This is a genomic window from Mycobacterium sp. KBS0706, assembly GCF_005938675.2.
In the GTDB taxonomy this organism is placed as follows: domain Bacteria; phylum Pseudomonadota; class Alphaproteobacteria; order DSM-16000; family Inquilinaceae; genus Inquilinus.
In genome coordinates, this window is the sequence record NZ_VCCH02000076.1 from 19,542 (window position 1) to 41,565 (window position 22,024).

General features: G+C 69.8%; 22 protein-coding genes. 17 read left to right on the forward strand and 5 right to left on the reverse strand.

Features of this window, described 5'->3' with window-relative positions; translation table 11 throughout:
• Positions 1–26 precede the first annotated feature (26 nt).
• Positions 27–3,233 carry an AsmA-like C-terminal domain-containing protein gene (locus tag FFK22_RS30695; RefSeq protein WP_138890281.1) on the forward strand — a complete coding sequence of 1,069 codons (3,207 nt, stop codon included), beginning with the start codon at positions 27–29 and terminating at the stop codon, positions 3,231–3,233.
• Here FFK22_RS30695 and ggt read toward each other — a convergent pair whose 3' ends face one another.
• A complete protein-coding gene (gene ggt, locus FFK22_RS30700) occupies positions 3,234–5,003 on the reverse strand; it encodes a gamma-glutamyltransferase (protein ID WP_138890280.1) in 1,770 nt (589 codons plus the stop codon).
• Positions 5,004–5,237: 234 nt separating this feature from the next.
• On the opposite strand from ggt, the gene FFK22_RS30705 reads away from it, so the two are divergent.
• Positions 5,238–5,432, forward strand: coding sequence for a hypothetical protein (locus FFK22_RS30705; RefSeq protein WP_138890279.1), 195 nt, complete (start codon positions 5,238–5,240; stop codon positions 5,430–5,432).
• Positions 5,433–5,498: 66 nt separating this feature from the next.
• Here FFK22_RS30705 and tyrS read toward each other — a convergent pair whose 3' ends face one another.
• The 3 genes from tyrS to FFK22_RS30720 all read right to left on the reverse strand — a co-directional run bounded on the left by tyrS (position 5,499) and on the right by FFK22_RS30720 (position 8,406).
• Positions 5,499–6,743 carry a tyrosine--tRNA ligase gene (gene tyrS, locus FFK22_RS30710; protein ID WP_138890278.1) on the reverse strand — a complete coding sequence of 415 codons (1,245 nt, stop codon included), beginning with the start codon at positions 6,741–6,743 and terminating at the stop codon, positions 5,499–5,501.
• A gap of 109 nt (positions 6,744–6,852) precedes the next feature.
• Entirely contained in the window at positions 6,853–7,704 is an 852-nt protein-coding gene (locus FFK22_RS30715) for a class I SAM-dependent methyltransferase (RefSeq protein ID WP_138890277.1), read from the reverse strand.
• Positions 7,705–7,743: 39 nt separating this feature from the next.
• Positions 7,744–8,406 (reverse strand): alpha/beta hydrolase, encoded by a 663-nt coding sequence (locus FFK22_RS30720; protein ID WP_138890276.1) that lies wholly within the window; start codon positions 8,404–8,406, stop codon positions 7,744–7,746.
• A 346-nt stretch (positions 8,407–8,752) separates the two neighbouring features.
• Here FFK22_RS30720 and FFK22_RS30725 point away from each other — a divergent pair, with 346 nt between their 5' ends.
• The 12 genes from FFK22_RS30725 (at position 8,753) to FFK22_RS30780 (ending at position 18,895) form a co-directional block, all read left to right on the forward strand.
• Positions 8,753–9,220, forward strand: coding sequence for an Rrf2 family transcriptional regulator (locus FFK22_RS30725; protein WP_138890275.1), 468 nt, complete (start codon positions 8,753–8,755; stop codon positions 9,218–9,220).
• Between the two features lie 10 nt (positions 9,221–9,230).
• Positions 9,231–10,328 carry a cysteine desulfurase family protein gene (locus tag FFK22_RS30730; protein WP_138890274.1) on the forward strand — a complete coding sequence of 366 codons (1,098 nt, stop codon included), beginning with the start codon at positions 9,231–9,233 and terminating at the stop codon, positions 10,326–10,328.
• An 83-nt stretch (positions 10,329–10,411) separates the two neighbouring features.
• Complete coding sequence (locus tag FFK22_RS30735; protein WP_138890273.1) at positions 10,412–10,738, forward strand: ferredoxin family 2Fe-2S iron-sulfur cluster binding protein; 327 nt, start codon at positions 10,412–10,414, stop codon at positions 10,736–10,738.
• A 234-nt stretch (positions 10,739–10,972) separates the two neighbouring features.
• On the forward strand, positions 10,973–12,427 hold the full coding sequence (gene sufB / locus FFK22_RS30740; protein ID WP_138890272.1) for a Fe-S cluster assembly protein SufB: 1,455 nt from the start codon (positions 10,973–10,975) through the stop codon (positions 12,425–12,427).
• 66 nt (positions 12,428–12,493) lie between these two features.
• On the forward strand, positions 12,494–13,243 hold the full coding sequence (gene sufC, locus FFK22_RS30745; protein ID WP_138890271.1) for a Fe-S cluster assembly ATPase SufC: 750 nt from the start codon (positions 12,494–12,496) through the stop codon (positions 13,241–13,243).
• Positions 13,244–13,250: 7 nt separating this feature from the next.
• Positions 13,251–14,582, forward strand: a complete 1,332-nt coding sequence (gene sufD, locus FFK22_RS30750; RefSeq protein ID WP_138890270.1) for a Fe-S cluster assembly protein SufD — start codon at positions 13,251–13,253, stop codon at positions 14,580–14,582.
• Positions 14,583–14,587: 5 nt separating this feature from the next.
• Complete coding sequence (locus FFK22_RS30755; protein ID WP_138890269.1) at positions 14,588–15,841, forward strand: cysteine desulfurase; 1,254 nt, start codon at positions 14,588–14,590, stop codon at positions 15,839–15,841.
• 2 nt (positions 15,842–15,843) lie between these two features.
• On the forward strand, positions 15,844–16,287 hold the full coding sequence (locus FFK22_RS30760; protein ID WP_221938975.1) for a SufE family protein: 444 nt from the start codon (positions 15,844–15,846) through the stop codon (positions 16,285–16,287).
• A gap of 146 nt (positions 16,288–16,433) precedes the next feature.
• Positions 16,434–16,712: an iron-sulfur cluster assembly protein gene (locus FFK22_RS30765; RefSeq protein ID WP_373683766.1), complete on the forward strand. Its 279-nt coding sequence runs from the start codon at positions 16,434–16,436 to the stop codon at positions 16,710–16,712.
• Between the two features lie 105 nt (positions 16,713–16,817).
• Positions 16,818–17,198 (forward strand): iron-sulfur cluster assembly accessory protein, encoded by a 381-nt coding sequence (locus FFK22_RS30770; protein WP_138890267.1) that lies wholly within the window; start codon positions 16,818–16,820, stop codon positions 17,196–17,198.
• A gap of 18 nt (positions 17,199–17,216) precedes the next feature.
• Positions 17,217–18,542 carry a chloride channel protein gene (locus FFK22_RS30775; protein ID WP_138890266.1) on the forward strand — a complete coding sequence of 442 codons (1,326 nt, stop codon included), beginning with the start codon at positions 17,217–17,219 and terminating at the stop codon, positions 18,540–18,542.
• Positions 18,543–18,583: 41 nt separating this feature from the next.
• A complete protein-coding gene (locus FFK22_RS30780; protein WP_138890265.1) occupies positions 18,584–18,895 on the forward strand; it encodes a hypothetical protein in 312 nt (103 codons plus the stop codon).
• Between the two features lie 52 nt (positions 18,896–18,947).
• Here the strand turns inward: FFK22_RS30780 and FFK22_RS30785 are convergent, their stop codons facing one another.
• On the reverse strand, positions 18,948–19,334 hold the full coding sequence (locus tag FFK22_RS30785) for a nuclear transport factor 2 family protein (protein ID WP_138890264.1): 387 nt from the start codon (positions 19,332–19,334) through the stop codon (positions 18,948–18,950).
• 180 nt (positions 19,335–19,514) lie between these two features.
• Between FFK22_RS30785 and FFK22_RS30790 the strand changes: the two genes are divergently transcribed.
• From FFK22_RS30790 to FFK22_RS30800, 3 genes are all read left to right on the forward strand, one after another.
• Complete coding sequence (locus tag FFK22_RS30790; RefSeq protein ID WP_138890263.1) at positions 19,515–20,492, forward strand: aliphatic sulfonate ABC transporter substrate-binding protein; 978 nt, start codon at positions 19,515–19,517, stop codon at positions 20,490–20,492.
• Between the two features lie 2 nt (positions 20,493–20,494).
• Complete coding sequence (locus tag FFK22_RS30795; protein ID WP_138890262.1) at positions 20,495–21,322, forward strand: ABC transporter permease; 828 nt, start codon at positions 20,495–20,497, stop codon at positions 21,320–21,322.
• 2 nt (positions 21,323–21,324) lie between these two features.
• On the forward strand, positions 21,325–22,024 hold a 700-nt coding region (locus FFK22_RS30800), incomplete at its 3' end, for an ABC transporter ATP-binding protein (protein ID WP_143956893.1).

A 22,024-nucleotide genomic window follows, 5' to 3' on the forward strand; every position in this document is an offset into this window, starting at 1 on the left:
GGTCAAGCGAGGGTGAAACGTTCGGGATGAGGGCGCTGAAGATCCTGGCCGAGATCGTCGGGCTGGCGGTCGCGGGCTTTGCCCTCATCGTCGTCGTGCTGGCATGGCGGCTGTCCTCCGGGCCGCTGGAGATCGATTTCCTCACTCCCTATGTCGAGCAGGCCCTCGCCGACCGCGACGCCACGGTCGAGATCGGCGCGCTGTCCCTGCGCTGGGAGGGGTTCGACCGGCCGGCGGCGCTGGCCGCGCGCGACGTGCGGGTGCGCCAGAAGGACGGGACGCTGATCGCGTTCACCCCGGAGGCTACGGCCGATGTCAGCATGCCGAAGCTGCTGCGCGGGGTGGTGGCGCCGTTGCGGATCGACCTGATCCGGCCGCATCTGCGGGTGACCCGGACCGAGACCGGGGAGTTCAGCTTCGGGCTCGGCGGCAGCGAGGCCGGAGAGGGCGGGGCATCGACGCCGGCGCAAGGGGCGCCGACCCGCGACGTGGTCAAGGATCTGCTGGCGGCGCTCGACGCCCAACTCGGCAGCGAGGGCAGCCCGATCGCGTCGCTGACCCGCCTGACGCTGGTCGACGGCAGCGTCCGCATCGACGACCGCATGCTGGGACGCAGCTGGATCGCGCCCAGGGCCTCGGCCGACCTGCGTCGCAGCACGAGTGGCGTCGAGGGCCTGGCGTCGCTGTCTGTCGTGTCCGGCGATCGGACGGCCCAGTTCGATGGCGAGATCCGGTATCAGCGGGCCAGCCGCAGCGGGCAGGCGACGATCACCTTCGCCAATGTCGTCCCCGCGGCCCTGACCCGGATCTCGCCGGTGCTGGCGCCGCTGGAGGCGATCGAGAGCCCGGTGTCCGGCCGGCTCGAGGCCGATTTCGACTCCCACTTCCAGCCGACGACCGGACGGTTCTCGCTGACCAGCATCGAGACCCGGCTCAAGCTGCCGCTCCTGTGGAGCCAGTCGTTCGACGCCGCCCGGACCAGCCTGTCGGGCTCGGTCGACCTGCCAAAGCGGCGCCTGACACTCGACGATTTCAGCATCGATCTCGGCGGGCCGAGGATCTCCCTGTCCGGTCAGGTCGACGCGGTCGGCGACACGCTCGAGGCGATCACGGCCGGGGCCGTCACCAACCTGCCGGTCGACCTGCTGGACAGCCTTTGGCCGCCGGGTGTGCCGAGTGGGCTGCGCGACTGGATCACAGCCAACCTGCGTGACGGCGTGCTGGACCGCACCGAGTTCAGCCTGCACGCCCGGGCGCCGCTGTCCAACCCCGAGGCGGTGACGCTGGTCGCGGCCGACGGCACGCTGCAGGCGCGCGACATGACGGTGACCTATTTCAAGGGGCTGCCGCCGATCACGGGCCTCAACGCCGCGGCCAGCTTCAACCAGTCAACGATGCGCATCGTCACGGCCGGGGGGCGCCTGCAGGACATCGCGCTGCAGCCCTCCGACATCACCATCACCGGGCTCGACCTGCACGACCAGGTGATCGACATCGACGCCCGGGTCGAGGGGCCGGTGAAGACGATCATGTCGGTGCTCGACCAGCCGCGGCTGGGCTACGCCAAGAAGGTCGGGCTGGTGCCCGACCGCATGTCCGGCCGGGCGGCGGCGCGGCTGCATTTCGGCTTCTCGCTGCTGGCCGACCTGCCGTTCGAGGCGATCCGCATGGGCGTGGAGGGCACGCTCAGCGATGTCGGCATCGCCGCCGCCAAGCCCGGCTACGACCTGGCCGGCGCCGATGCCAAGCTGACGCTCGACAAGGCGGGCATGACGCTGGCGGGCAAGGGCCAGATCAACACCGTGCCGGTCGCCTTCTCCTGGCAGGAGGCGTTCGACGACTCGGCCGTGCAGACCAGGGTGTCGGCGCAGACCACCCTGACCGCCGCGGCACGGGCAGCGCTGCGCCTGCCGGAGTTCGAGCCGGTCGACGGCACCGTCGGCATCGACGTCGACTACGCCAAACGGTCCGGTGGGGCGGCGACGCTCGACGCCAAGCTGGATCTCACCGACGCGCGGATCGCGATCGACCCGATCGGCTGGGTCAAGCCCACCGGCGACAAGGCGAATGGGACGGTCAGCCTGGCCCTGGCCGGCGAGCGCGTCGCCAAGGTCTCGCAGTTCAGCGTCTCGGGCGGCGACATCAGCGCCTCCGGCAGCGCCGACTTCGCCCGCGACGGGTCGCTGGCGCAGCTCAGCATCGCCTCGTTCCGGCAGGGCCCGAACGACGTCAAGGGCCAGGTCGAGGTGCTGGGCCCGGACAGCTACCGACTGGCGCTCACCGGCTCGCGTCTCGACGTCTCCGGCATCCTGGAGCAGCGTCGCGCAGCGCAGGGCAAGGCCGCCGACTCCAGCTCCACCACCAGCCCGGCCCCCGGTCCGCGGATCGACGCCACCTTCGATGTCGGGGAGCTGTCCTTCGGCGAAAGACGGTCGCTGCGGGCGGTGCACGGGCGGGCGATCGGCCGCACCACCAACCTGCAGGACGTGACCCTGGCGGCGCAACTGCCCGGGGGGGCGCCGATGGACCTGCGCCTGACGCCGCAGCAGGGCCAGCCGGACCACCAGATCCTGACCGTGCGCAGCGAGGATGCCGGCGAGACGCTGCAGGTCTTCGACATCGCGGACAACATCACCGGCGGCAGTCTGCTGGCCACCGGCACCCGCAACGGCGTCACCGGCGCGATCGAAGGGCAGTTCGACGCCCGCAACTTCGTGCTGCACGACGCGCCGGGCATGGCGCGGCTCCTGGCCGCCACCTCGCCCTCCGGCCTGCAGGACCTGTTCGGCACCAGCGGCCTGACCTTCAACCGGCTCGACGCCGACTTCACCTACGCCGCGGCGCAGCGCCGGGTCACGCTGAAGCAGGGGCGGGGGGCCGGCGGCGACCTCGGCCTGGCCTTCGACGGGCTGATCGATCTCAGGGCCGAGACCATCGATCTCGCCGGCACCATCGTGCCGATCTACCACATCAACAGCGTGATCAGCTCGATCCCGCTGATCGGCGACATCCTGACCGGCGGCGAGGGCGGCGGGCTGTTCGCCTTCACCTACACGATCCGCGGCTCCTTCGCCGACCCCTCGGTCTCGGTGAATCCGCTGTCGGTGCTGGCCCCCGGCTTCCTGCGGCGCCTGTTCTTCGAGGAGACGCCTTCCGCGTCGGATGGCGCACCGCGGCCGCCCTCGCCACAGCCGCCGCCGCGGCCGCCGCGCGACCGCGCCAACAGTCGATAGCTATTCGCCCACCGCCAGCCCGGCCGGGCGGCGGTTGTCGTTGGCGCCGTAGACGAAGCCGGGCAGCATCTTGCCGCCGAAGGCCCGGTCGTTGCCGGAGGAGGCGGTTGTGGACCCGGCCGCCGCCGCGGAGGGCTGCAGCGCGATCAGCTCGGTGGCGCCCCAGGGCGACTGCACCGTCACCTTGTGGCCCATCTGCTCCAGCAGCTTCACCGTGTCGGGCGACAGGGCGTAGGGCTCGGCGAAGACTTCGTCCGGCAACCACTGATGGTGGATGCGCGGCGCGTCCACCGCCTCCTGCGGCGCCATGCCGAAATCGATCATGTTCAGCGCCGCCTGCAGCGTGATGGTGATGATGCGCGCCCCGCCCGGGCTGCCCAGCACCAGCACGATCTCGCCATCCTTGGTCACCAGCGTCGGCGCCATCGACGACAGCGGCCGCTTGCCCGGCGAGATGGCGTTGGCCTCGCCCTGTACCAGCCCGAACAGGTTCGGCACGCCGGGCTTGATCGTGAAATCGTCCATCTCGTCGTTCAGCAGGAAGCCGGTGCCGGGCGCGATCACCCCGGCGCCGAACAGCCCGTTGATGGTGTAGGTCACCGACACCGCGTTGCCGTCCTTGTCGACCACCGAATAGTGGGTGGTCTCGGTCTTCTCATGCGGCGTGGCGCCGGGCTGCACCTCCTTCGACGGGGTCGCCTTGTCCGGCAGGATCCTGGTGCGGATCTGGGCCGCGTAATCCTTGCTCAGCAGCCGGTCCAACGGGTTGTTCACGAAGGCCGGGTCGCCGAGATAGGTGTTGCGGTCCATATAGGCGTGGCGCATCGCCTCGACCATCAGATGCACCCCGGCGGCGGAATGCCAGCCCAGCGCCTTCAGGTCGTAGCCTTCGAGGATGTTCAGGATCTCGCACATCGTCGTACCGCCGGAGGAGGGCGGCGGCGACGATACGAACTCGTAGCCGCGATAGCTGCAGGTCACCGGCGCCGTCTCGGTGACGGTGTAGGCGGCGAAATCCTGCGCGGTCATGATCCCGCCGCCGGCCTTCATCGCCGCCTCGACCTTCTGCGCGACCGCGCCCTTGTAGAAGGCGTCCGGCCCACCCTTGGCGATGGCCTCCAGCGTGTCGGCCAGGTCCGCCTGCACCAGCCGGTCGCCGGGCTTGAAGGCCGAACCGTCGGGGCGGAAGAAGATCTTCGCCGCCACCGGGTCCTGCTTCAGCAGCTTGGCGCCGGCGTCGAGGATGTCGGTGTCGCCGCGGGTCAGGGTGAAGCCCTCGCGCGCCAACTTGATGGCCGGCGCCATCACCTGCTCGCGCGGCAGGGTGCCGTAGCGCTGCAGCGCGGTATCCAGCCCCAGCACGCTGCCCGGCACGCCGACGGCGAGATAGCCGTACAGGCTGGCGCCCTTGACCGGGTTGCCGGCGGCGTCGAGATACATCGCCTTGGTCGCGGCCGCCGGCGCGGTCTCGCGGAAGTTCAGGAAGGTGTCGCGGTCGTCCTTCGCCAGGTGGATGACCATGAAGCCGCCGCCGCCGATATTGGCGCAGCAGGGGTTGGTGACCGCCTGGGCGTAGCCAGTGGCGACCGCGGCGTCGACGGCGTTGCCCCCGGCCCGCAGGATCTCGGCCCCGGCGTCGGAGGCGAGGTGCTGCGACGACACCACCATGCCGTCCGGCGCCTCGACCGCGGGCGGGGAGGCGGCCCAGGCTGCGGCCGCGCCCAGCGCACAGGCCACCAGCGCCAACGATGCCATCGCATGCCGGATCATCATGCCCCTCCTGTCGTCGCTTGGCCGTGCCGGATTTGGGCACCAGCCTCGGACCGTATGCTGCCTTGGCCGTCCCTCCGCCGCAATGCCGGCGCGATGCCGCCATCTGGCCATCCTTCGCATACGGACGATACATCTCGGCGGGGCGCGCGACATCTGCCTGATACAGGACTTGCGTCATTCTCTCGCATGCACGGGGCGCCATCGGGCGCGCGGCTGTGACGGAGAACGACCATGGCGGTCTATTTTGGAGATGCCGGCGACAATGTGATCTTCGCCGGTGACGAGAACGACCTGGTGCACGGGCTGGGCGGCAACGACCCGCTGGGCGGGGGCGTCGGCGGCGACATCAACGGGGACTCGACGGCCGATTTCAACATCGTCCTGACCGGTACCCCGGCCCTCGTCGCCGGCGACTTCGTGCTGTGATGGCCCGGCGGCCGGCCTCCCTATGGCCGGCCGCCGAACTCTCGTCCGCCTGGTGCGCCCGGCCCCTCAGGCCGGCCGCACCAGCGCGTGCTTCTTGCGCCCGGCGGAGAGCTTGATCACCCCGTCGGCGCCGATGTCGCGGTCGCCGATCGCCTGCTCCGGATCGGCGATCGCGGCATCGTTGACGCGACCGCCGCCGCCCTGGATCAGCCGTCGGGCCTCGCCGTTCGAGGCCGCCAGTCCGGCCCGGGCGAACAGGCGGAAGGCCTGGATGCCGGCCGCCAGCTCGGCCCGCGGCACCTCGATCGAGGGCAGGCCCTCGGCCGACACGCCTTGCTCGAAGGCTTGGCGGGCGGTCTCGGCCGCCGCCTTGGCCTTGTCGCGGCCATGCACCAGCGCGGTGGCCTCGGTCGCCAGGATCTTCTTGGCGTCGTTGATCTCGGCCCCGCCCAGCGCCGCCAGTCGGTCGATCTCGTCCAGCGGCAGCTCGGTGAACAGCTTGAGGAAGCGGCCGACATCGGCGTCCTCGGTGTTCCGCCAGTACTGCCAGTAATCATAGACCGGCAGCCGCTCCTCGTTCAGCCAGACAGCGCCGGCCGCGGTCTTGCCCATCTTGGCGCCGGAAGAGGTGGTCAGCAGCGGCGAGGTCAGGCCATACAGCTCGCGCCCGGCGATGCGGCGCGCCAGGTCGATGCCGTTGACGATGTTGCCCCACTGGTCCGACCCGCCCATCTGCAGCACGCAGTCATGGCGGCGCGCCAGCTCCAGGAAGTCGTAGCCCTGCAGGATCATGTAGTTGAATTCGAGGAAGGTCAGCGGCTGCTCGCGATCCAGCCGCAGCTTCACCGAATCGAAGCTCAGCATGCGGTTGATGGTGAAGTGCCGCCCGACCTCGCGCAGGAACGGGATGTAGGCCAGCCCGTCCAGCCAGTCGGCGTTGTTGGCCATGATCGCGCCGCCCTCGAAATCGAGAAATCGCGCAAACACCCGACGGATCGAGGCGATGTTGCTGTCGATCGTGGCATCGTCGAGCAGCGGCCGGGCATCGTCGCGGAAGGACGGGTCGCCGATCTTGGTGGTGCCGCCGCCCATCAGCGCGATCGGCCGCCCGCCGGTCTTCTGCAGCCAGCGCAGCATCATGATCTGCACCAGATGCCCGACATGCAGGCTGTCCGCCGTGGCGTCGTAGCCGATATAGGCCGTGACCGCTCCCTTGGCCGCCAGGGCATCCAGGCCCTCGGCATCCGTCGCCTGATGGATGAAGCCGCGCGCCTCGAGGGTGCGCAGGAAGTCGGAGCGGAATCCGGTCATGATCGTCGACTGCTTGTCGGAGATGGCTGTCTGTCAGCGGGCTGACAGGGAAGGGCTGTAGCACGAGCGCCGCCCGTGCCTCAAACCGAACTTCCCCGGACGCGGCGGATCACGCCGTGGCGGTGACGACCCAGGCGGCGGCATCCAGCAGAACGCCCTCAGCGGTCTGGTGCGGTGCCAGCGCCTCGCGCACCGCGGCGGCGACGGCGTCGCGCTTGGCCTCGTGCTCGCGCAGCAGGGCGCCGACCGGGCCGCTTCGCAGCACCAGGGCGAGGGTCTGCTCCAGGTCTCCCACGCCGGCCTTGGTGTCGAAGGCCGTGACGCCGATCCCGGAGAAGCCGGCGCGGCCGAGGATGTCACGGATCCGGTCAGGGTCGGCGAAGGCGAAGGCGCCCGGCGCGCCCGGGATCGGGGGCGGCGGTGCCGGCAGGTGGCGCAGCGCAGCCGTCAGGGACACGGTCGCCCAACCGTTCTCGGCCAGGGTGCGCCAGCACACGAAGGCGAGGCGGGCGCCCGGCCGCAGCGCGCCGTGCAGGTTGGCGAAGGCGCCGACGGGGTCGTCGAAGAACATCACGCCGAAGCGCGAGAACAGCCCGTCGAAGCCGCCCGGCTCGATGCGGGCGGTTTGCGCGTCGGCCTCGATGAAGCGGACATTGTCCAGGCCGGCCTCGGCGGCGCGGCGCCTGGCCAGGCCGAGCATGGGGGCGGAGATGTCGAGGCCGAGCACCTGACCGCCGGGCCCGACGTGGCACGCCAGATCCAGCGTGCTGCCGCCGCTGCCGCAGCCGATGTCGAGCAGCCGTTCGCCCGCCGCGGGCGCCAGCACCTCGACCACCTGCCGGCTGAACGGGGCGGTCATGCGGTCGAGCTGCGCCTGCATCTCCACCCACACCGACCCGCCGGCCTCGTTCCAATAGGCGATCTGGTCGCCGTTCGGCCTCTCGGCTTCGTTCGTCGCCATGGTCGATCCCCCCCTTGGCGCGGCCCGAAGCCGCGCGGTTCAGTCCGCGGCCTGCTGCGGCGCCAGCTTGACCGACTTGGTCAGGTAGTCGTCGATATGGGCCAGCAGCTGGTCGTTGTGCAGCGTGAAGAAATGGTTCGCCCCCGGGATCACCCGGTAGTCGATCTTGATGTCCTTCTGCTGCGACAGCTTGTTGACCAGCTTCTGCACCGAGTCATGCGGCACGGTGTCGTCCTTGTCGCCCTGGACGATCAGGCCGGAGGAGGGGCAGGGCGCCAGGAAGGTGAAGTCGTATTTGTTCGCCGGCGGCGCGATCGAGATGAAGCCGTCGATCTCCGGCCGCCGCATCAGCAACTGCATGCCGATCCAGGCGCCGAAGGAGAAGCCGCCGACCCAGCAGGCCTCGGCGTTCGGGTTCAGCGCCTGCATCCAGTCCAGCGCCGAGGCGGCGTCGGACAGCTCGCCCTCGCCGCGGTCATGGATGCCCTGGCTGCGGCCGACGCCGCGGAAGTTGAAGCGCAGCACGGTGAATTCGTGCTTCTTGAACGCCTGGTACAGCGTGTGCACGATCTTGTTGAACATCGTCCCGCCGCCCAGCGGGTCCGGATGCAGCAACAGGGCGATGGGCGCATTGGTGCGCTTGCTCGGGGTGTAGCGGCCTTCGAGGCGTCCCTCGGACCCGTTGAAGATGACGTCCGGCATCGGCCGTTAAGCTCCTCGAGGTGGCGGCGGGCGGACCGACGCGGTGGGGCGGCTTTCTTGACCATTACGCTCGGATATCTATATCTAAGCGGTCACTCACCCTGCCACGACGCGGACCGTGCCGGCCACCCGCCGTCAACACGATCCACGCGAAATGTTCGTATACCATCGGGACGGCCTTGATGTTCAAGCGTCTTGATCGAGGCATGCGGGACTGGCTGGGGCTGAGGAACGCGGATTGCGCCGCAGATCGGGCCGCCGGACACGATCGGCAGCCGGTCCGCGGCTCGGGCAGCAGTCGCAATTTCGGTCCGGCGGGCAGGCCGGGCCGTTGGGGGCGCAGAAGATGCGTTTGAGCACCAAGGGACGCTACGCCGTGATGGCGATGGTCGACCTGGCGCGGCACGGGGCCGACGGCCCGGTGGCGCTCGCCGACATCGCGCTCCGCCAGGAAATCTCGTTGCCGTATCTGGAGCAGCTGTTCGCCAAGCTGCGCCGCGGCGGCCTGGTCCGCAGCGTGCGCGGGCCCGGCGGCGGTTACCTGATGGCCCGGCCTTGCGGCACGGTGCGCATCTCCGACATCATCTTCGCGGTGGACGAGCCGATCCAGGCCACACGCTGCGAGAAGCACAGCCCGCTCGGCTGCCACAGCGACAAGAGCCGCTGCCTGACCCACGATCTGTGGGAGGAGTTGGGCAACCAGATCCATATGTACCTGTCCTCGGTGACGATCGAGGACGTGGTCAACCGCCGCGTGCTCGGTTCCAGCCATCTGTTCTCCCACGGGCAGGGCGTGACCGTCGCCGCCGAGTGAGGCGCACGCCGTGACCTCCGTCTATCTCGATCACAACGCCACCGCGCCGCTGCGGCCGGAGGCGCGCGAGGCCATGCTCGCGGCGCTCGGTGCCGTCGGCAACCCGTCCTCGGTGCACCGCTTCGGCCGCGAGGCCCGGCGGCTGGTCGAGGCGGGGCGGGCACAGGTCGCCGCCTTGGCCGGTGTCGTCCCGGCCCAGATCGTCTTCACCGGCAGCGCCACCGAGGCCAACGCCCTGGCGCTCACCGGCCTCGGCCGCCGCCGGATCCTGACCTCGGCGATCGAGCATGACAGCGCCCTGGCCTGGGCCACCGACCGCGTTCCGGTCGGCAGCGATGGCCGGGTCGACCTCGACGCCCTCGACCGGATGCTGGCGGCCGGTGCCGAGCCGGCGGTCGTCTCGGTCATGGCGGTGAACAACGAGACCGGCGTGATCCAGCCGGTGGCGGAGGCCGCCGCGATCGCCCGCCGCCACGGCGCGCTGGTGCATTGCGATGCGGTACAGGCCGTCGGGCGGATCGCCTTGCCTGCGGTCGGGACCGAGGTTGACGCCCTCAGCCTGTCCGCCCACAAGCTGGGCGGGCCGCAAGGCATCGGCGCCCTGGTGCTGCGCCACGGGCTGCCGCTGGCGCCGCTGCTGCGCGGCGGGGCGCAGGAGGGGCGGCGCCGCGCCGGCACCGAGAATGTCGCCGGCATCGCCGGCTTCGGTGCCGCGGCGGCAGCCGTGGCCGACCGGGCCGAGATGCCGCGCATCGCGGCGCTGCGCGACGAGCTGGAGCGGCGGCTCACCGCCGACGGCGCGGTGGTGCTGGGCGCCGGCGCGCCGCGCGTCGCCAACACAAGCTGCGTCGCCATGCCCGGCGTCACCGCCGAGACCCAGGTCGCGGCGCTCGACCTCGCCGGGGTCGCGGTCAGCGCCGGCTCGGCCTGCAGCTCCGGCAAGGTCCGCCGCAGCCATGTGCTGGAGGCGATGGGCCTGCCGGCCGATCTGGCCGAGAGCGCGATCCGGATCAGCCTGGGACCCGCGACCGACGCCGCGGCGATCGACCGCTGCGTCGCCGCCTGGTCGGATCTCTCGCGGCGAAGGCGCAGCCGTGCGGTCGCCTGAGGGCGGGCATGAGGTTTCGCCGGTTGCCCCTTGTCCCCGGCTTTCGTAGAACACCACGTCTTCGAGCAGGAGTACGGGCCAGAATGCCCAGGATCATCTTCATCGAGCCGGACGGGAACCGGCGCGAGATCGACGCCCCGGCCGGGCTGTCGATCATGGAGATCGCGCACAAATACGACGTCGATCTGGAGGGCGCCTGCGAGGGCTCGCTGGCCTGCTCGACCTGCCATGTGATCGTCGAGCCGGACTGGTACGAGAAGCTGCTGCCGGCGCGGGAGGACGAGGAGGACATGCTCGACCTCGCCTGGGGCCTGACCAAGACCTCTCGCCTCGGCTGCCAGATCATCATGAACGACGATCTCGACGGGCTGACCGTCCGGCTGCCGGGCGGCAGCAACAACATGATGTGATACAAGGATCTTCCGGCATGAGCGATCCGCATGCCGGGGTCCAGCGGAGCGCGGCTGAGAACGACTCTCGCAGTCGGGTTTTCGCTGGCAATCGCCGCCGAAACGCCTATCTATTGGCGAGAGAGGGGCGGCAACACTGGCCTCCCAAGGGGTATCCTTTGGGGCCTTCCGCATCGGAGTACCCGACTAGCCCACTCGGTTAATCGGTTCTGGCACAGGGTTGAGGAGCGAGGCATGGCGGCAGTCCAGGAGACGGTCCGGCAGGTCGAGGAGATCACGAGCGGCCGCTACAAGCACGGCTTCTTCTCGGACATCGAGATGGAGACCGCGCCCAAGGGGCTGACCGAGGAGACCGTCCGCTTCATCTCCGCCAAGAAGAACGAGCCCGAATGGCTGCTGGAATGGCGGCTGCGCGCCTTCCGCCTGTGGCAGACCATGGAGGAGCCGCACTGGGCGCGGATCAGCCACCCGCCGATCGACTACCAGGACGCCTACTATTACGCGGCGCCGAAGAAGAAGCCCAAGCTCGGCAGCCTGGACGAGGTCGACCCCGACATCCTGGCCGTCTACGAGAAGCTGGGCATCCCGCTGCGCGAGCAGGAGAAGCTGGCCGGCGTCGCCGTCGACGCCGTGTTCGACAGCGTCTCCGTCGCCACCACCTTCAAGGACCAGCTCGAGAAGGTCGGGGTGATCTTCTGCTCGATCTCCGAGGCGGTGCAGAAATACCCCGAGCTGGTGCGCCAGTACCTCGGCTCGGTGGTGCCCTATTCCGACAACTACTTCGCCACGCTGAACTCGGCCGTCTTCACCGACGGGTCGTTCGTCTACATCCCCAAGGGCGTGCGCTGCCCGATGGAGCTGTCGACCTATTTCCGCATCAATGCGGAGAATACGGGCCAGTTCGAGCGCACCCTGATCATCGCCGACGACAGCAGCTACGTCTCCTACCTGGAGGGCTGCACCGCGCCGCAGCGTGACGAGAACCAACTGCACGCCGCGGTGGTCGAACTGGTGACCCTCGACGACGCCGAGATCAAATACTCCACCGTCCAGAACTGGTATCCGGGCGACGAGGAGGGCAAGGGCGGCATCTACAATTTCGTCACCAAGCGCGCCGCCTGCCGCGGCCGCAACTCCAAGGTCAGCTGGACCCAGGTCGAGACCGGGTCGGCGATCACGTGGAAGTATCCGAGCTGCATCCTGCAGGGCGACAATTCGGTCGGCGAGTTCTACTCAGTCGCGATCACCAACAACCGCCAGCAGGCCGACACCGGCACCAAGATGATCCATATCGGGAAGAACACGACCTCCCGGATCATCTCCAAGGGCATCTCGGCCGGCAAGTCGGACAACACCTATCGCGGACTGGTGCGGATCCTGCCGGGCGCCGAGGGCGCGCGCAACTTCACCCAGTGCGACAGCCTGCTGATCGGCGACCAGTGCGGCGCCCACACCGTGCCCTATATCGAGAGCCGTAACCCGTCGGCGCAGGTGGAGCACGAGGCGACCACCAGCAAGGTCAGCGACGACGTGCTGTTCTATTGCCGCCAGCGCGGCATCGGCACCGAGGAGGCGCTGGGCCTGATCGTCAACGGCTTCTGCCGCGAGGTGCTGCAGGCGCTGCCGATGGAGTTCGCGGTCGAGGCCCAGAAGCTGGTCGGCATCAGCCTGGAAGGCTCGGTCGGTTGAGAACCAGCCGCTCCGTGCGGCTTTGCGAATTTGACAGGCCGCGATGAAGCGGCGAGGGAACGCGGAATGCTGGAGATCAAGGACCTGCACGTCGCCGTCGACGGCAAGGAGATTCTGAAGGGCGTGTCGCTCTCCCTGAACCAGGGCGAGATCCACGCCATCATGGGACCGAACGGCTCCGGCAAGTCGACGCTGAGCTACGTCATCGCCGGCCGCGACGGCTACGAGGTCACCGGCGGGTCGATCACCTTCAACGGCGAGGACCTGCTGGCGATGGAGCCGGAGGAGCGGTCGCGCGCCGGCCTGTTCCTGGCCTTCCAGTATCCGCTCGAGGTCGCCGGCGTCGGCACCGTCACCTTCCTGCGCACCGCCTACAACGCCCACCGCAAGCATCGCGGCGAAGCCGAACTGGACCCGATGCAGTTCACCAAGCTGCTGCGCGAGAAGGCCAAGGGCCTCGGTATCGACACCGACATGCTGAAGCGCTCGGTCAATGTCGGCTTCTCCGGCGGCGAGAAGAAGCGCAACGAGGCGCTGCAGATGGCGCTGCTGGAGCCCGCCCTCGCGGTGCTGGACGAGACCGACAGCGGTCTCGACATCGACGCGCTGAAGGTGGTGGCCGAGAGCGTCAACAAGCTGCGTTCGCCCGACCGGGCCTTCCTGGTGATCACCCACTACCAACGCCTGCTCAGCTATATCGTCCCAGACCATGTCCACATCCTGGCCGACGGCCGGATCGTCCGGTCCGGCGGCAAGGAGCTGGCGCTGGAGCTGGAGGAGAAGGGCTACGCCGGCGTTGTCCCGGCGGCCGCGTGAGGCAGAGATGAGCGAACGGATCGCCACCTCGCCCGTCGTCGCCGCCCAGCGCGAGCGTTTCTCGGCCAGCCGGTCGGCGCTGCCCGGCGTCGGCCACGGCGCCGTCGCCCGCCGCCGCGAGGCGGGCATGGCGCGGTTCGAGAGCCTGGGCCTGCCGACGCGCAAGCAGGAAGCCTGGAAGTACACCGACCTGCGGCGGCTTGAGAAGCTGGGCCTGAACGGCGCCACGGCGCCGGCCGATGCGGCGCTGCCGGAGGCGCTGCAAGCCTTCGTGCCGGCGCAGGGCCCGTCCATGGTCTTCGTCAACGGCCGGCTGCGTCCGGAGCTGTCGCATCTCGACTCCCTGCCGCAGGGGCTGCGCCTCGACGGCTACGCCGCGGCGCTGGAGACCGGCGACGCCGAGGTCGAATCCCGCTTCGCCGCGGCCGCCGATGCGGCCTCGCTGGTCGAGCTGAACACCGCCCTGGTCGAGGACGGCGCCGTGCTGCGCATCGCCGCTGGCGCGGTGATCGAGGCGCCGGTCCGCCTGGTCTTCCTGACCGCGCCCGGCCACGCGGCGGTGGCCAGCCACCCGCGGATCCTGGTCCTGGCCGGCGCCAACAGCCAGGCGACGCTGATCGAGGCCTATCACGGCACCGACGACACCGGCTATTTCACCAATGCGGTGGTCGATGCCGAGATCGGCGACGGAGCCCGGCTGCGCCACTACCGGCGGCAGAGCGAGGGGCTGAACGCGGTGCATCTGCTGAACGGCAGCGCCCGCATCGGCCGCGATGCCACCTATGACAGCTTCACCCTCAGCCTCGGCGCCGACCTGGCGCGGACCGAGGTGGTCGCGACCTTCACCGGCCGCGGCGGCAACGGCCATGTCACCGGCGCCTATCTGGCCGACGGCGCCCGCCATATCGACACCACCACCCTGATCGACCACGCCGTGCCGGACTGCCGGTCGCGCGAGGTGTTCAAGGGCGTGCTGGACGGCAAGGGCAGGGGCGTGTTCCAGGGCAAGATCATCGTCCGCCGCGACGCCCAGCGCACCGACGGCTACCAGCTGAACCGCGCGCTGATGCTGTCGCGCACCGCCGAGATCGACAGCAAGCCCGAGCTCGAGATCTACGCCGACGACGTTAAGTGCAGCCACGGCGCCACGGTCGGCGAGATCGACGCCGAGGCGCTGTTCTACCTGCGCAGCCGCGGCATCGACGAGCGCGCGGCCCGGGCCATGCTGGTCGAGGCCTTCCTGCGCGAGGCGCTGGAGGAGGTCGCCGACGAGGCGGTCCGCGACGAATTCGAGGCCGCGGTCGGGCTGTGGCTCGCCGCGCGGCATCAGGAGGGTTAGGTCCGATGGACACGCGGCTGCATGCGAGCGGCATCAACGCCTATGACGTGAACGCCGTGCGGGCGGATTTCCCGATCCTGTCCCGCACCGTCTACGGCAAGCCGTTGGTCTATCTCGACAACGCCGCCTCGGCGCAGAAGCCGCGCTCGGTGATCGACGCCGAGAGCCGCGTCTACGAGCAGGAATACGCCAACGTTCATCGCGGCCTGCACTATCTCAGCGGCGCCGCGACCGACGCCTTCGAGGCGACGCGCGAGGCGGTGAAGCGCTTCATCAACGCCGCCTCGATCAAGGAGATCGTCTACACCCGCGGCACCACCGAGGCGATCAACCTGGTGGCCCAGAGCTATGGCCGCGCCTTCCTGAAGGAAGGCGACGAGATCATCGTCTCGGTGCTGGAGCACCATTCCAACATCGTGCCCTGGCAGCTGCTGGCGCAGGAGAAGGGGCTGGTCCTCAAGGTCGCCCCGATCGACGACGACGGCAACTTCCTGCTCGACGAGTTCGAGAAGCTGCTGTCGCCGCGCACGAAGCTGGTCTCGATCACCTACATGTCGAACGCGCTGGGCACCATCGTCCCGGTCAAGGCGGTGATCGAGCGGGCGCATGCGGTCGGCGCCAAGGTGCTGCTGGATGCCGCCCAGGCGATCACCCACATGCCGGTCGACGTCCAGGCGCTGGGCTGCGACTTCCTGGCCTTCTCCGGCCACAAGCTGTACGGGCCAACCGGCATCGGCATCCTGTACGGCCGCGAGGCGCTGCTGGAGGCGATGCCGCCCTGGCAGGGCGGCGGCGAGATGATACGCACCGTCAGCTTCTCCGGCACCACCTTCGCCGAGCTGCCGGCCAAGTTCGAGGCCGGCACCCCGGCCATCGCCCAGACCATCGCGCTGAAGGCGGCGATCGACTACGTCACCGCGCTCGGCCTCGACACCATCGCGGCGCATGAGCGCGAGCTGCTGGACTACGGTGTCGAGCGGCTGTCGCATGTGCCGGGCCTGACCATCGTCGGCCGGGCGCGGGAGCGCGCCTCGATCATCTCCTTCGCCATGGACTGCGCCCATCCGCACGACATCGGCACCATCGTCGACCAGGCCGGCGTCGCGGTCCGGGCCGGCCACCACTGCGCCCAGCCGCTGATGGAGCGGCTGCAGCTGCCGGCGACGGCGCGCGCCTCCTTCGCCCTGTACAACACCAAGGCCGAGATCGACGTCATGGCCGAGGCGCTGGGCAAGGTGGTCAAGCTGTTCGGGAAATGACCATGCAGGCCAGGCTGTCCCAGGAAGAGCTGGAGGAGAACTTCGCCCTCCTCGACGATTGGGAGGAGCGCTACGCCTACATCATCAGCCTGGGCGACGCGCTGTCGCCGTTCCCGGAGGCCGAGCGGGTCGAGGCCAACAAGGTGCATGGCTGCCAGAGCCAGGTCTGGCTGATCGCCCGGCCCGAGGACCAGGCGCCGGACCACATCGTGTTCCAGGGCGACAGCGACGCCCGCATCGTCAAGGGGCTGATCGCCATCGTCACCGGCGTGTTCTCCGGCCGCCGGCCGGAGGAGGTGGCGGCGATGGATTTGCGCGGCCTGTTCACCCGGCTCGGCCTCGACACCCATCTGACCAGCGGCCGCCGCAACGGGCTGGCCTCGATGGTCGAACGGATCAAGGAGATCGCGCGGCGCCACCTGGCCGCGCGGGAGGCGACATCATGAGCAGTTTCCCCGACGACGGCCTTGGCCTGCACGACTTCATGCGCGCCGGCACGCTCGACCTGCCGGAGCCGGACTGGATCCATGTCCGTACGCCGCTGTCGAAGGTCTCATACCCGCTCGACGTCGAGGCCACCCGCTCGGCAGTGATGGACAACCTGACCCTGGTGTTCGACCCGGAACTGCCGGTCAACATCGTCGAACTCGGCCTGATCTACCGCGTCGACGTGTCGCCGGACGGCAAGGTCGGGATCGACATGACGCTGACCGCGCCGAACTGCCCGGTCGCCGGCTCGATGCCCGTGATGGTGGAGCGGGGGGCTCTGTCGGTTCCCGGCGTGACCGAGGCCAAGGTGACCCTGACCTGGGATCCGCCCTGGTCGATCGAGCGCGCCAGCGAGGACGCCCGGCTGGCGCTGGGGATGTGAGAGGGACGGGCCGGTTTGCCCGTGACGACCTGCATTGCAGCCGCAGACCGTTGAATCCTTTCTGCAATCGGCCCATCTTGAGGGTCGAGGACACGAGGTGACCTGATGCGCCCCCTACCGCCGCCGATTTCCCTGACCGACCGCGCCGCCGACCGCGTGCGCGAGCTGATCGCGAAGTCGCCGAAGCCGATTCTCGGCCTGCGGGTCGGGGTCAAGGCGCGCGGCTGCTCCGGCCTCAGCTACTTCATGGAATATGCCGAGGAGCGGAAGAAGTTCGAGGATGTGGTCGAGAGCAAGGGCGTTACCGTCCTGATCGACCCGTCGGCGATCATGTTCCTGCTCGGCACCGAGATGGACTGGGTCCAGGAAGAGTTCGGCGCCCGCTTCGTGTTCAACAACCCGAACGAGGTCGATCGCTGCGGCTGCGGTGAGAGCTTCCGGGTGGCCCAGCCCGAGGGCAAGGAACCGGCCCCCGTCGGCGCGTAACGCGGCCAGGCCGTCGCCGTGGCGCATCCAGCCGGTGACGCGCCGGACCTGACCCTGCGAACCCTCCGCCGCCTGCTGTCGCCGCCGCGTTTGCGGCGGCTTCTGCGTTTCGCCGTCGGCGGCCTGCTGGTCGGCTGCATGGCCGTCGCCTTCGCCTGGGCCGCGGACGAGGCGCAGAGCCTGTTTTTCCGGATCACCGACGGCCGGTTGTGGCTGGCGCCGATCCTCGGCGCCGTCGGCTTCGGCGTTTCCGCCCTGGCAGCGCAGCGGTGGTTCCCGGCGGCGCCCGGCAGCGGCATCCCGCAATGCATCGCGGCGATGCGGCGGCCGCTGGAGCTGGTGCCGACCCAGCTGGATGCCCGCACCGGCATCGGCAAGATTCTGCTCTGCCTGGTCGGGCTGGCCTGCGGCGGCTCGATCGGGCGCGAGGGGCCGACCGTGCAGGTCGGCGCGGTGATCCTGGCCTGGCTCACGCCGCACGCCACCCCGGCGCGGCTGCGCCGGGTGATCACCGCCGGCGGCGCGGCCGGGCTGGCCGGCGCCTTCAACACCCCGCTGGCCGGCATCGTCTTCGCGCTGGAGGAGCTGGTCGGCGGCTTCGACATCCGCAACCGCATGGCGGTGCTGGCCGCGATCTTCCTGTCCTCCGCCGTCGCCATCGCCGTGCTCGGCGACTACACCTATTTCGGCCGGCATGCGCTGGATTTCACGCCCGGGGCGATCCCGGTCTTCCTGCTGGTCGCGGTGCTGGCCGGCATCCTCGGCGGTCTGTTCGGCCGCTGCGTCCTGGCGCTGACCCGGCTGCTGCCGCGGCTGTTCCGCCGGTTCGGCCGCTGGTCGGTGCTGGCCGCCGCCGCCAGCTGCGGCCTGCTCGCCGGGCTGATCGGGCTCGCCGCCGGCGGCGTCACCTTCGGCACCGGCTACGAGCCGACGCGGCTGGCGCTGGAAGGCGGGCACAGCCTCGCCTGGTGGTTCTTCCCGGCCAAGTTCGCCGCCACCGCCCTGGCCTCTTCGGCCGGCATCCCGGGCGGCCTGTTCGCGCCTTCGCTCTCGGTCGGCGCCGGCTTCGGCGCCATCTTCGCGCCGCTGGTCGGCCCGGACCTCGTGCCGTCGCTGATGCTGGTGGGTATGGCCGCCTACCTGACCGGCGTCACCCATTCGCCGGTCACCGCGCTGGTGCTGCTGGCGGAGATGACCGGCGAATCCCGCGGCCTTGCCATCCTGATCCCGGCCGTCGGCCTGGCCTGGGCAGGGTCGCGGCTGGTGCTGCGGCATGGATTGTATCATTTGTTGGCCGAGCGAATTCTTGCACGAGCCGGCTGGAATCCTTCGGCGACAACCTGATATCGTCTGCCGCAAAGGAAAAAGCACCTTCGGGGGTTCAGGTGAGATTCGGTCTTCCGGCGCTGGCCGCGCTGGTGCTCCTCGGCTGCGCACAGGAACCGCCGAGTGAGCATTCAACCGTTCTGTCGCGGACGGTGACGGTGGACGGCCTCGATATCGGCGTCACCCGACTGTCGGAGTCGGTCTGGGGCGCCTGGCTGGTGGGGCCGAGCCTGATCGGCCCGTCCCCGGCCAAGGTCCGCGCCGCCGAGCGCAAGGCGATCGAGCAGGTCTCGGCCTGCAAGGTCACCAACGTCGCCCCGGGCGACAATCCGATGCGGGCCGAGTATGTCGAGCTGACGGTCGCCTGCTGAACGCAGCGCTTGCGAGCAGGTTTGGGGTCGCGTCCGCGAACCCAATACGGCCTCAGCCGGTCGGCAGCTTCAGCTCGTAGCGCTCGGTCCAGCGGCTGCGGTCGTAGGGCGGCTCGCCGGAATCGGCGAAGACCTCCACCGCCTCGGTGATCTGGCCGTCGCGCAGGCGGTACAGCGAGACGGTGTGCACGATGTCGTTGCCGTCGGTCAGCAGCACCCAGGAGACCGCCCGCTCGCCCGCCTCGATCAGCTCCCGCAGATGGCAGCGCCAGCGGCCGGGAAAGTTGGCGTTGAGGGCGATGAAGGCGTCGGCACCACGGACGCGCTCGCAGGTCTGCGGCCAGTCCGCCACGAAGTCGTCGGACAGCAAACCGAGGGCTCTGGCCCAGTCGCGCGCATCAAAAGCACGCCACAGAGCGGTGACGACATGGTCGTCCATGGCATTTCGGTCAACTTGTTCCCAATTTGTTCATTATGCCGAAGAGAGGCCCGTCTGTCGAGAGCGCTATAGAGTTACGGTTAATTTTTGTATTTTATAAAATCTATTTCCACAATATCGTATGCTATTCGATAATCAACGGGCCGGGATCGTGGATCCAGCCGGCCGAGAGGACCGACCATGATCACCCTGTCGCGCCGCCTGCTGCTGGCAGGCTCGATCGTCGTTGCCGCCCTCGCTCCGGCGGCCGGCAGGGCCGCCGATCCGGTGTCCGCGATCACTCTCGACTGGGCCTATTACAGCCCGGTCAGCCTGGTGCTGAAGGACAAGGGCTGGCTGGAGGAGGCGCTGAAGCCGCAGGGTGTGTCGGTCACCTGGGTGCAGAGCGCCGGCAGCAACAAGGCGATCGAGTTCCTGAACTCCGGCAGCGTCCAGTTCGGCTCCACCGCCGGCGCCGCGGCCCTGTTGGCGCGGATCAACGGCAGCCCGATCAAGGCCGTCTATTCCTACTCCCGGCCGGAATGGACGGCGCTGGTGACCAATGGCGACAGTCCGATCCAGTCTGTCGAGGACCTCAAGGGCAAGCGTGTCGCCGTCACCCGCGGCACCGACCCCTATATCTTCTTGCTGCGCGCCCTGGCCGATCACGGCCTGGCGGAGCAGGACATCGAGGTGGTGCTGCTGCAGCATGCCGACGGCCGTAACGCCCTGATCGGCCACCAGGTCGACGCCTGGGCCGGGCTCGACCCGATGATGGCGCAGGCGGAGCTGGAGCAGGGGGCACGGCTGTTCTACCGCAAGCCCGAGCTGAACACCTATGGCGTGCTGAACGTGAACGAGCAGTTCGCCGCCGACCACCCGGAGATCGTCGAGACTGTGATCCGCGCCTATGAGCAGGCACGGACCTACGCCCTGGCCCATCCGGAAGAGCTGCGCGCCGCCCTGGTCCAGGCCGCCGGCCTGACCGATGCGGTGGCGGCCAGGCAGCTGGAGCGCACCGACCTGTCGGGCCCGGCGATCGACGCGTCGAAGCACGACACCATCCTGAACGCCGGGCTGGCGCTGCAGAAGGCGGGCGTGATCGACTCCGGGGTCGATGTCGCGGCCACGGTCGACGCGCTGCTCGACGCCCGCTTCAAGACGGCGCTGGCGAACTGACCATGGCCAGCCTGGACCCCGCCGCGACCGGTGCCGAGATCCGCGAGCCGCGCGCCGCCGGCGTGCTCGGCGCCGTCGTGGTCGGGCTGATCCTGCCGGTCGGGCTGGCCCTGGGCTGGGAGGTGCTGGCCGCGCTCGGCCTGGTCTCCACCCGCCTGCTGCCGCCGCCGTCGCAGATCCTGAAGACGCTGGGCGACCTGGCGAGCCGCGGCGTGCTGCTCGACCATGTCCTGGCGACGCTGTGGCGGGTGTGGTGGGGCTTCCTGCTCGGCGCCGCCGCCGGCACCGCCCTGGGCGCCGCCACCGGCGTCTGGCCGCTGGCCCGCCGGTTGCTGGACCCCACCATCCAGGCGCTGCGCAGCATCCCGTCGATCGCCTGGGTGCCGCTGTTCATCCTGTGGTTCGGCATCTTCGAGACGCCGAAGGTGCTGTTGATCGCGGTCGGCGTGTTCTTCCCGGTCTACCTGACCCTGGCCGGCGCCATCGCCTCGGTCGACCGCAAGCTGGTCGAGGTCGGGCGGATCTACCGCTTCGGCACCTGGGACCTGGTGCGCCGCATCCTGCTGCCGGCGGCGCTGCCGACCTACATCACCGGCCTGCGCGGTGGGCTCGGCCTCGGCTGGATGTTCGTGGTGGCGGCGGAGTTCATGGGCGCCAGCAAGGGGCTCGGCTATCTGCTGGTCGACGGCCAGATGACCGGCCGCCCGGCCACCATCCTGGCCGCGATCCTGCTGTTCGCCGTGCTGGGCAAGCTGACCGACATGGCCCTGGCGTCGCTTGGCGCCCGGCTGGTGCGCTGGCAGGACGGCTTCAGGCCGGAGGGAGCGTGACCATGCTGTCGCTGCAGGGCGTCGCCAAGCGCTATCCGACCGGGCTGGACGCCCTGGCCGGCATCGATCTGGCCGTCGAGTCCGGCGCCATCGTCGCCGTGGTCGGCGCCAGCGGCTGCGGCAAAAGCACACTGCTGCGCTTGATCGCCGGGCTGGAGCGGGCGACGGCCGGCACGCTCTCGGTCGCCGGCCATCCGGTGGACGGGCCGGGCGAGGATGTCGGCGTGGTGTTCCAGGAGCCGCGGCTGATGCCCTGGCTGACGGTCGAGGCCAATGTGCGCTTCGGCCTCGGCCGGCTGCCCAGGGCCGAGGCGGCACGGCTGGCTGCGGAGGCGATCGCCCGCGTCGGGCTCTCGGGCTTTGCCGGTGCCTGGCCGCGCCAGCTCTCCGGCGGCATGGCCCAGCGCGTCGCCATTGCCCGGGCCCTGGTGGCCCGGCCCAAGGTGCTGCTGCTGGACGAGCCGTTCAGCGCTCTCGACACCTTCACCCGGCGCGACCTGCATCGCCACCTGCTGGAGATCCGCGACTGGCTGCAGCCGACGCTGGTGCTGGTGACACATGACATCGACGAGGCGCTGGCCCTGGCCGACCGCGTGGTGGTGCTGGCCGGCCGCCCGGGCCGGATCGCCGCCGACATCGCCGTGCTGCTGCCGCGGGCCGAACGCGCCGGGGCGCCGGAGCTGCTGCGGCTGCGCGAGGCCG

Bases quoted from the DNA above. Each gene is read 5' to 3' on its own strand.
- FFK22_RS30760 (WP_221938975.1), top strand. From the start codon at position 15,844: ATGCAGGCCAGGCTGTCCCAGGAAGAGCTGGAGGAGAACTTCGCCCTC.
- sufD (WP_138890270.1), top strand. From the start codon at position 13,251: ATGAGCGAACGGATCGCCACCTCGCCCGTCGTCGCCGCCCAGCGCGAG.
- FFK22_RS30755 (WP_138890269.1), top strand. From the start codon at position 14,588: ATGGACACGCGGCTGCATGCGAGCGGCATCAACGCCTATGACGTGAAC.
- FFK22_RS30705 (WP_138890279.1), top strand. From the start codon at position 5,238: ATGGCGGTCTATTTTGGAGATGCCGGCGACAATGTGATCTTCGCCGGT.
- FFK22_RS30785 (WP_138890264.1), bottom strand. From the start codon at position 19,334: ATGGACGACCATGTCGTCACCGCTCTGTGGCGTGCTTTTGATGCGCGC.
- FFK22_RS30795 (WP_138890262.1), top strand. From the start codon at position 20,495: ATGGCCAGCCTGGACCCCGCCGCGACCGGTGCCGAGATCCGCGAGCCG.
- FFK22_RS30720 (WP_138890276.1), bottom strand. From the start codon at position 8,406: ATGCCGGACGTCATCTTCAACGGGTCCGAGGGACGCCTCGAAGGCCGC.
- FFK22_RS30770 (WP_138890267.1), top strand. From the start codon at position 16,818: ATGCGCCCCCTACCGCCGCCGATTTCCCTGACCGACCGCGCCGCCGAC.
- FFK22_RS30695 (WP_138890281.1), top strand. From the start codon at position 27: ATGAGGGCGCTGAAGATCCTGGCCGAGATCGTCGGGCTGGCGGTCGCG.
- sufB (WP_138890272.1), top strand. From the start codon at position 10,973: ATGGCGGCAGTCCAGGAGACGGTCCGGCAGGTCGAGGAGATCACGAGC.
- FFK22_RS30715 (WP_138890277.1), bottom strand. From the start codon at position 7,704: ATGGCGACGAACGAAGCCGAGAGGCCGAACGGCGACCAGATCGCCTAT.
- FFK22_RS30735 (WP_138890273.1), top strand. From the start codon at position 10,412: ATGCCCAGGATCATCTTCATCGAGCCGGACGGGAACCGGCGCGAGATC.
- FFK22_RS30765 (WP_373683766.1), top strand. From the start codon at position 16,434: ATGGACAACCTGACCCTGGTGTTCGACCCGGAACTGCCGGTCAACATC.
- sufC (WP_138890271.1), top strand. From the start codon at position 12,494: ATGCTGGAGATCAAGGACCTGCACGTCGCCGTCGACGGCAAGGAGATT.
- ggt (WP_138890280.1), bottom strand. From the start codon at position 5,003: ATGATCCGGCATGCGATGGCATCGTTGGCGCTGGTGGCCTGTGCGCTG.
- tyrS (WP_138890278.1), bottom strand. From the start codon at position 6,743: ATGACCGGATTCCGCTCCGACTTCCTGCGCACCCTCGAGGCGCGCGGC.
- FFK22_RS30725 (WP_138890275.1), top strand. From the start codon at position 8,753: ATGCGTTTGAGCACCAAGGGACGCTACGCCGTGATGGCGATGGTCGAC.
- FFK22_RS30790 (WP_138890263.1), top strand. From the start codon at position 19,515: ATGATCACCCTGTCGCGCCGCCTGCTGCTGGCAGGCTCGATCGTCGTT.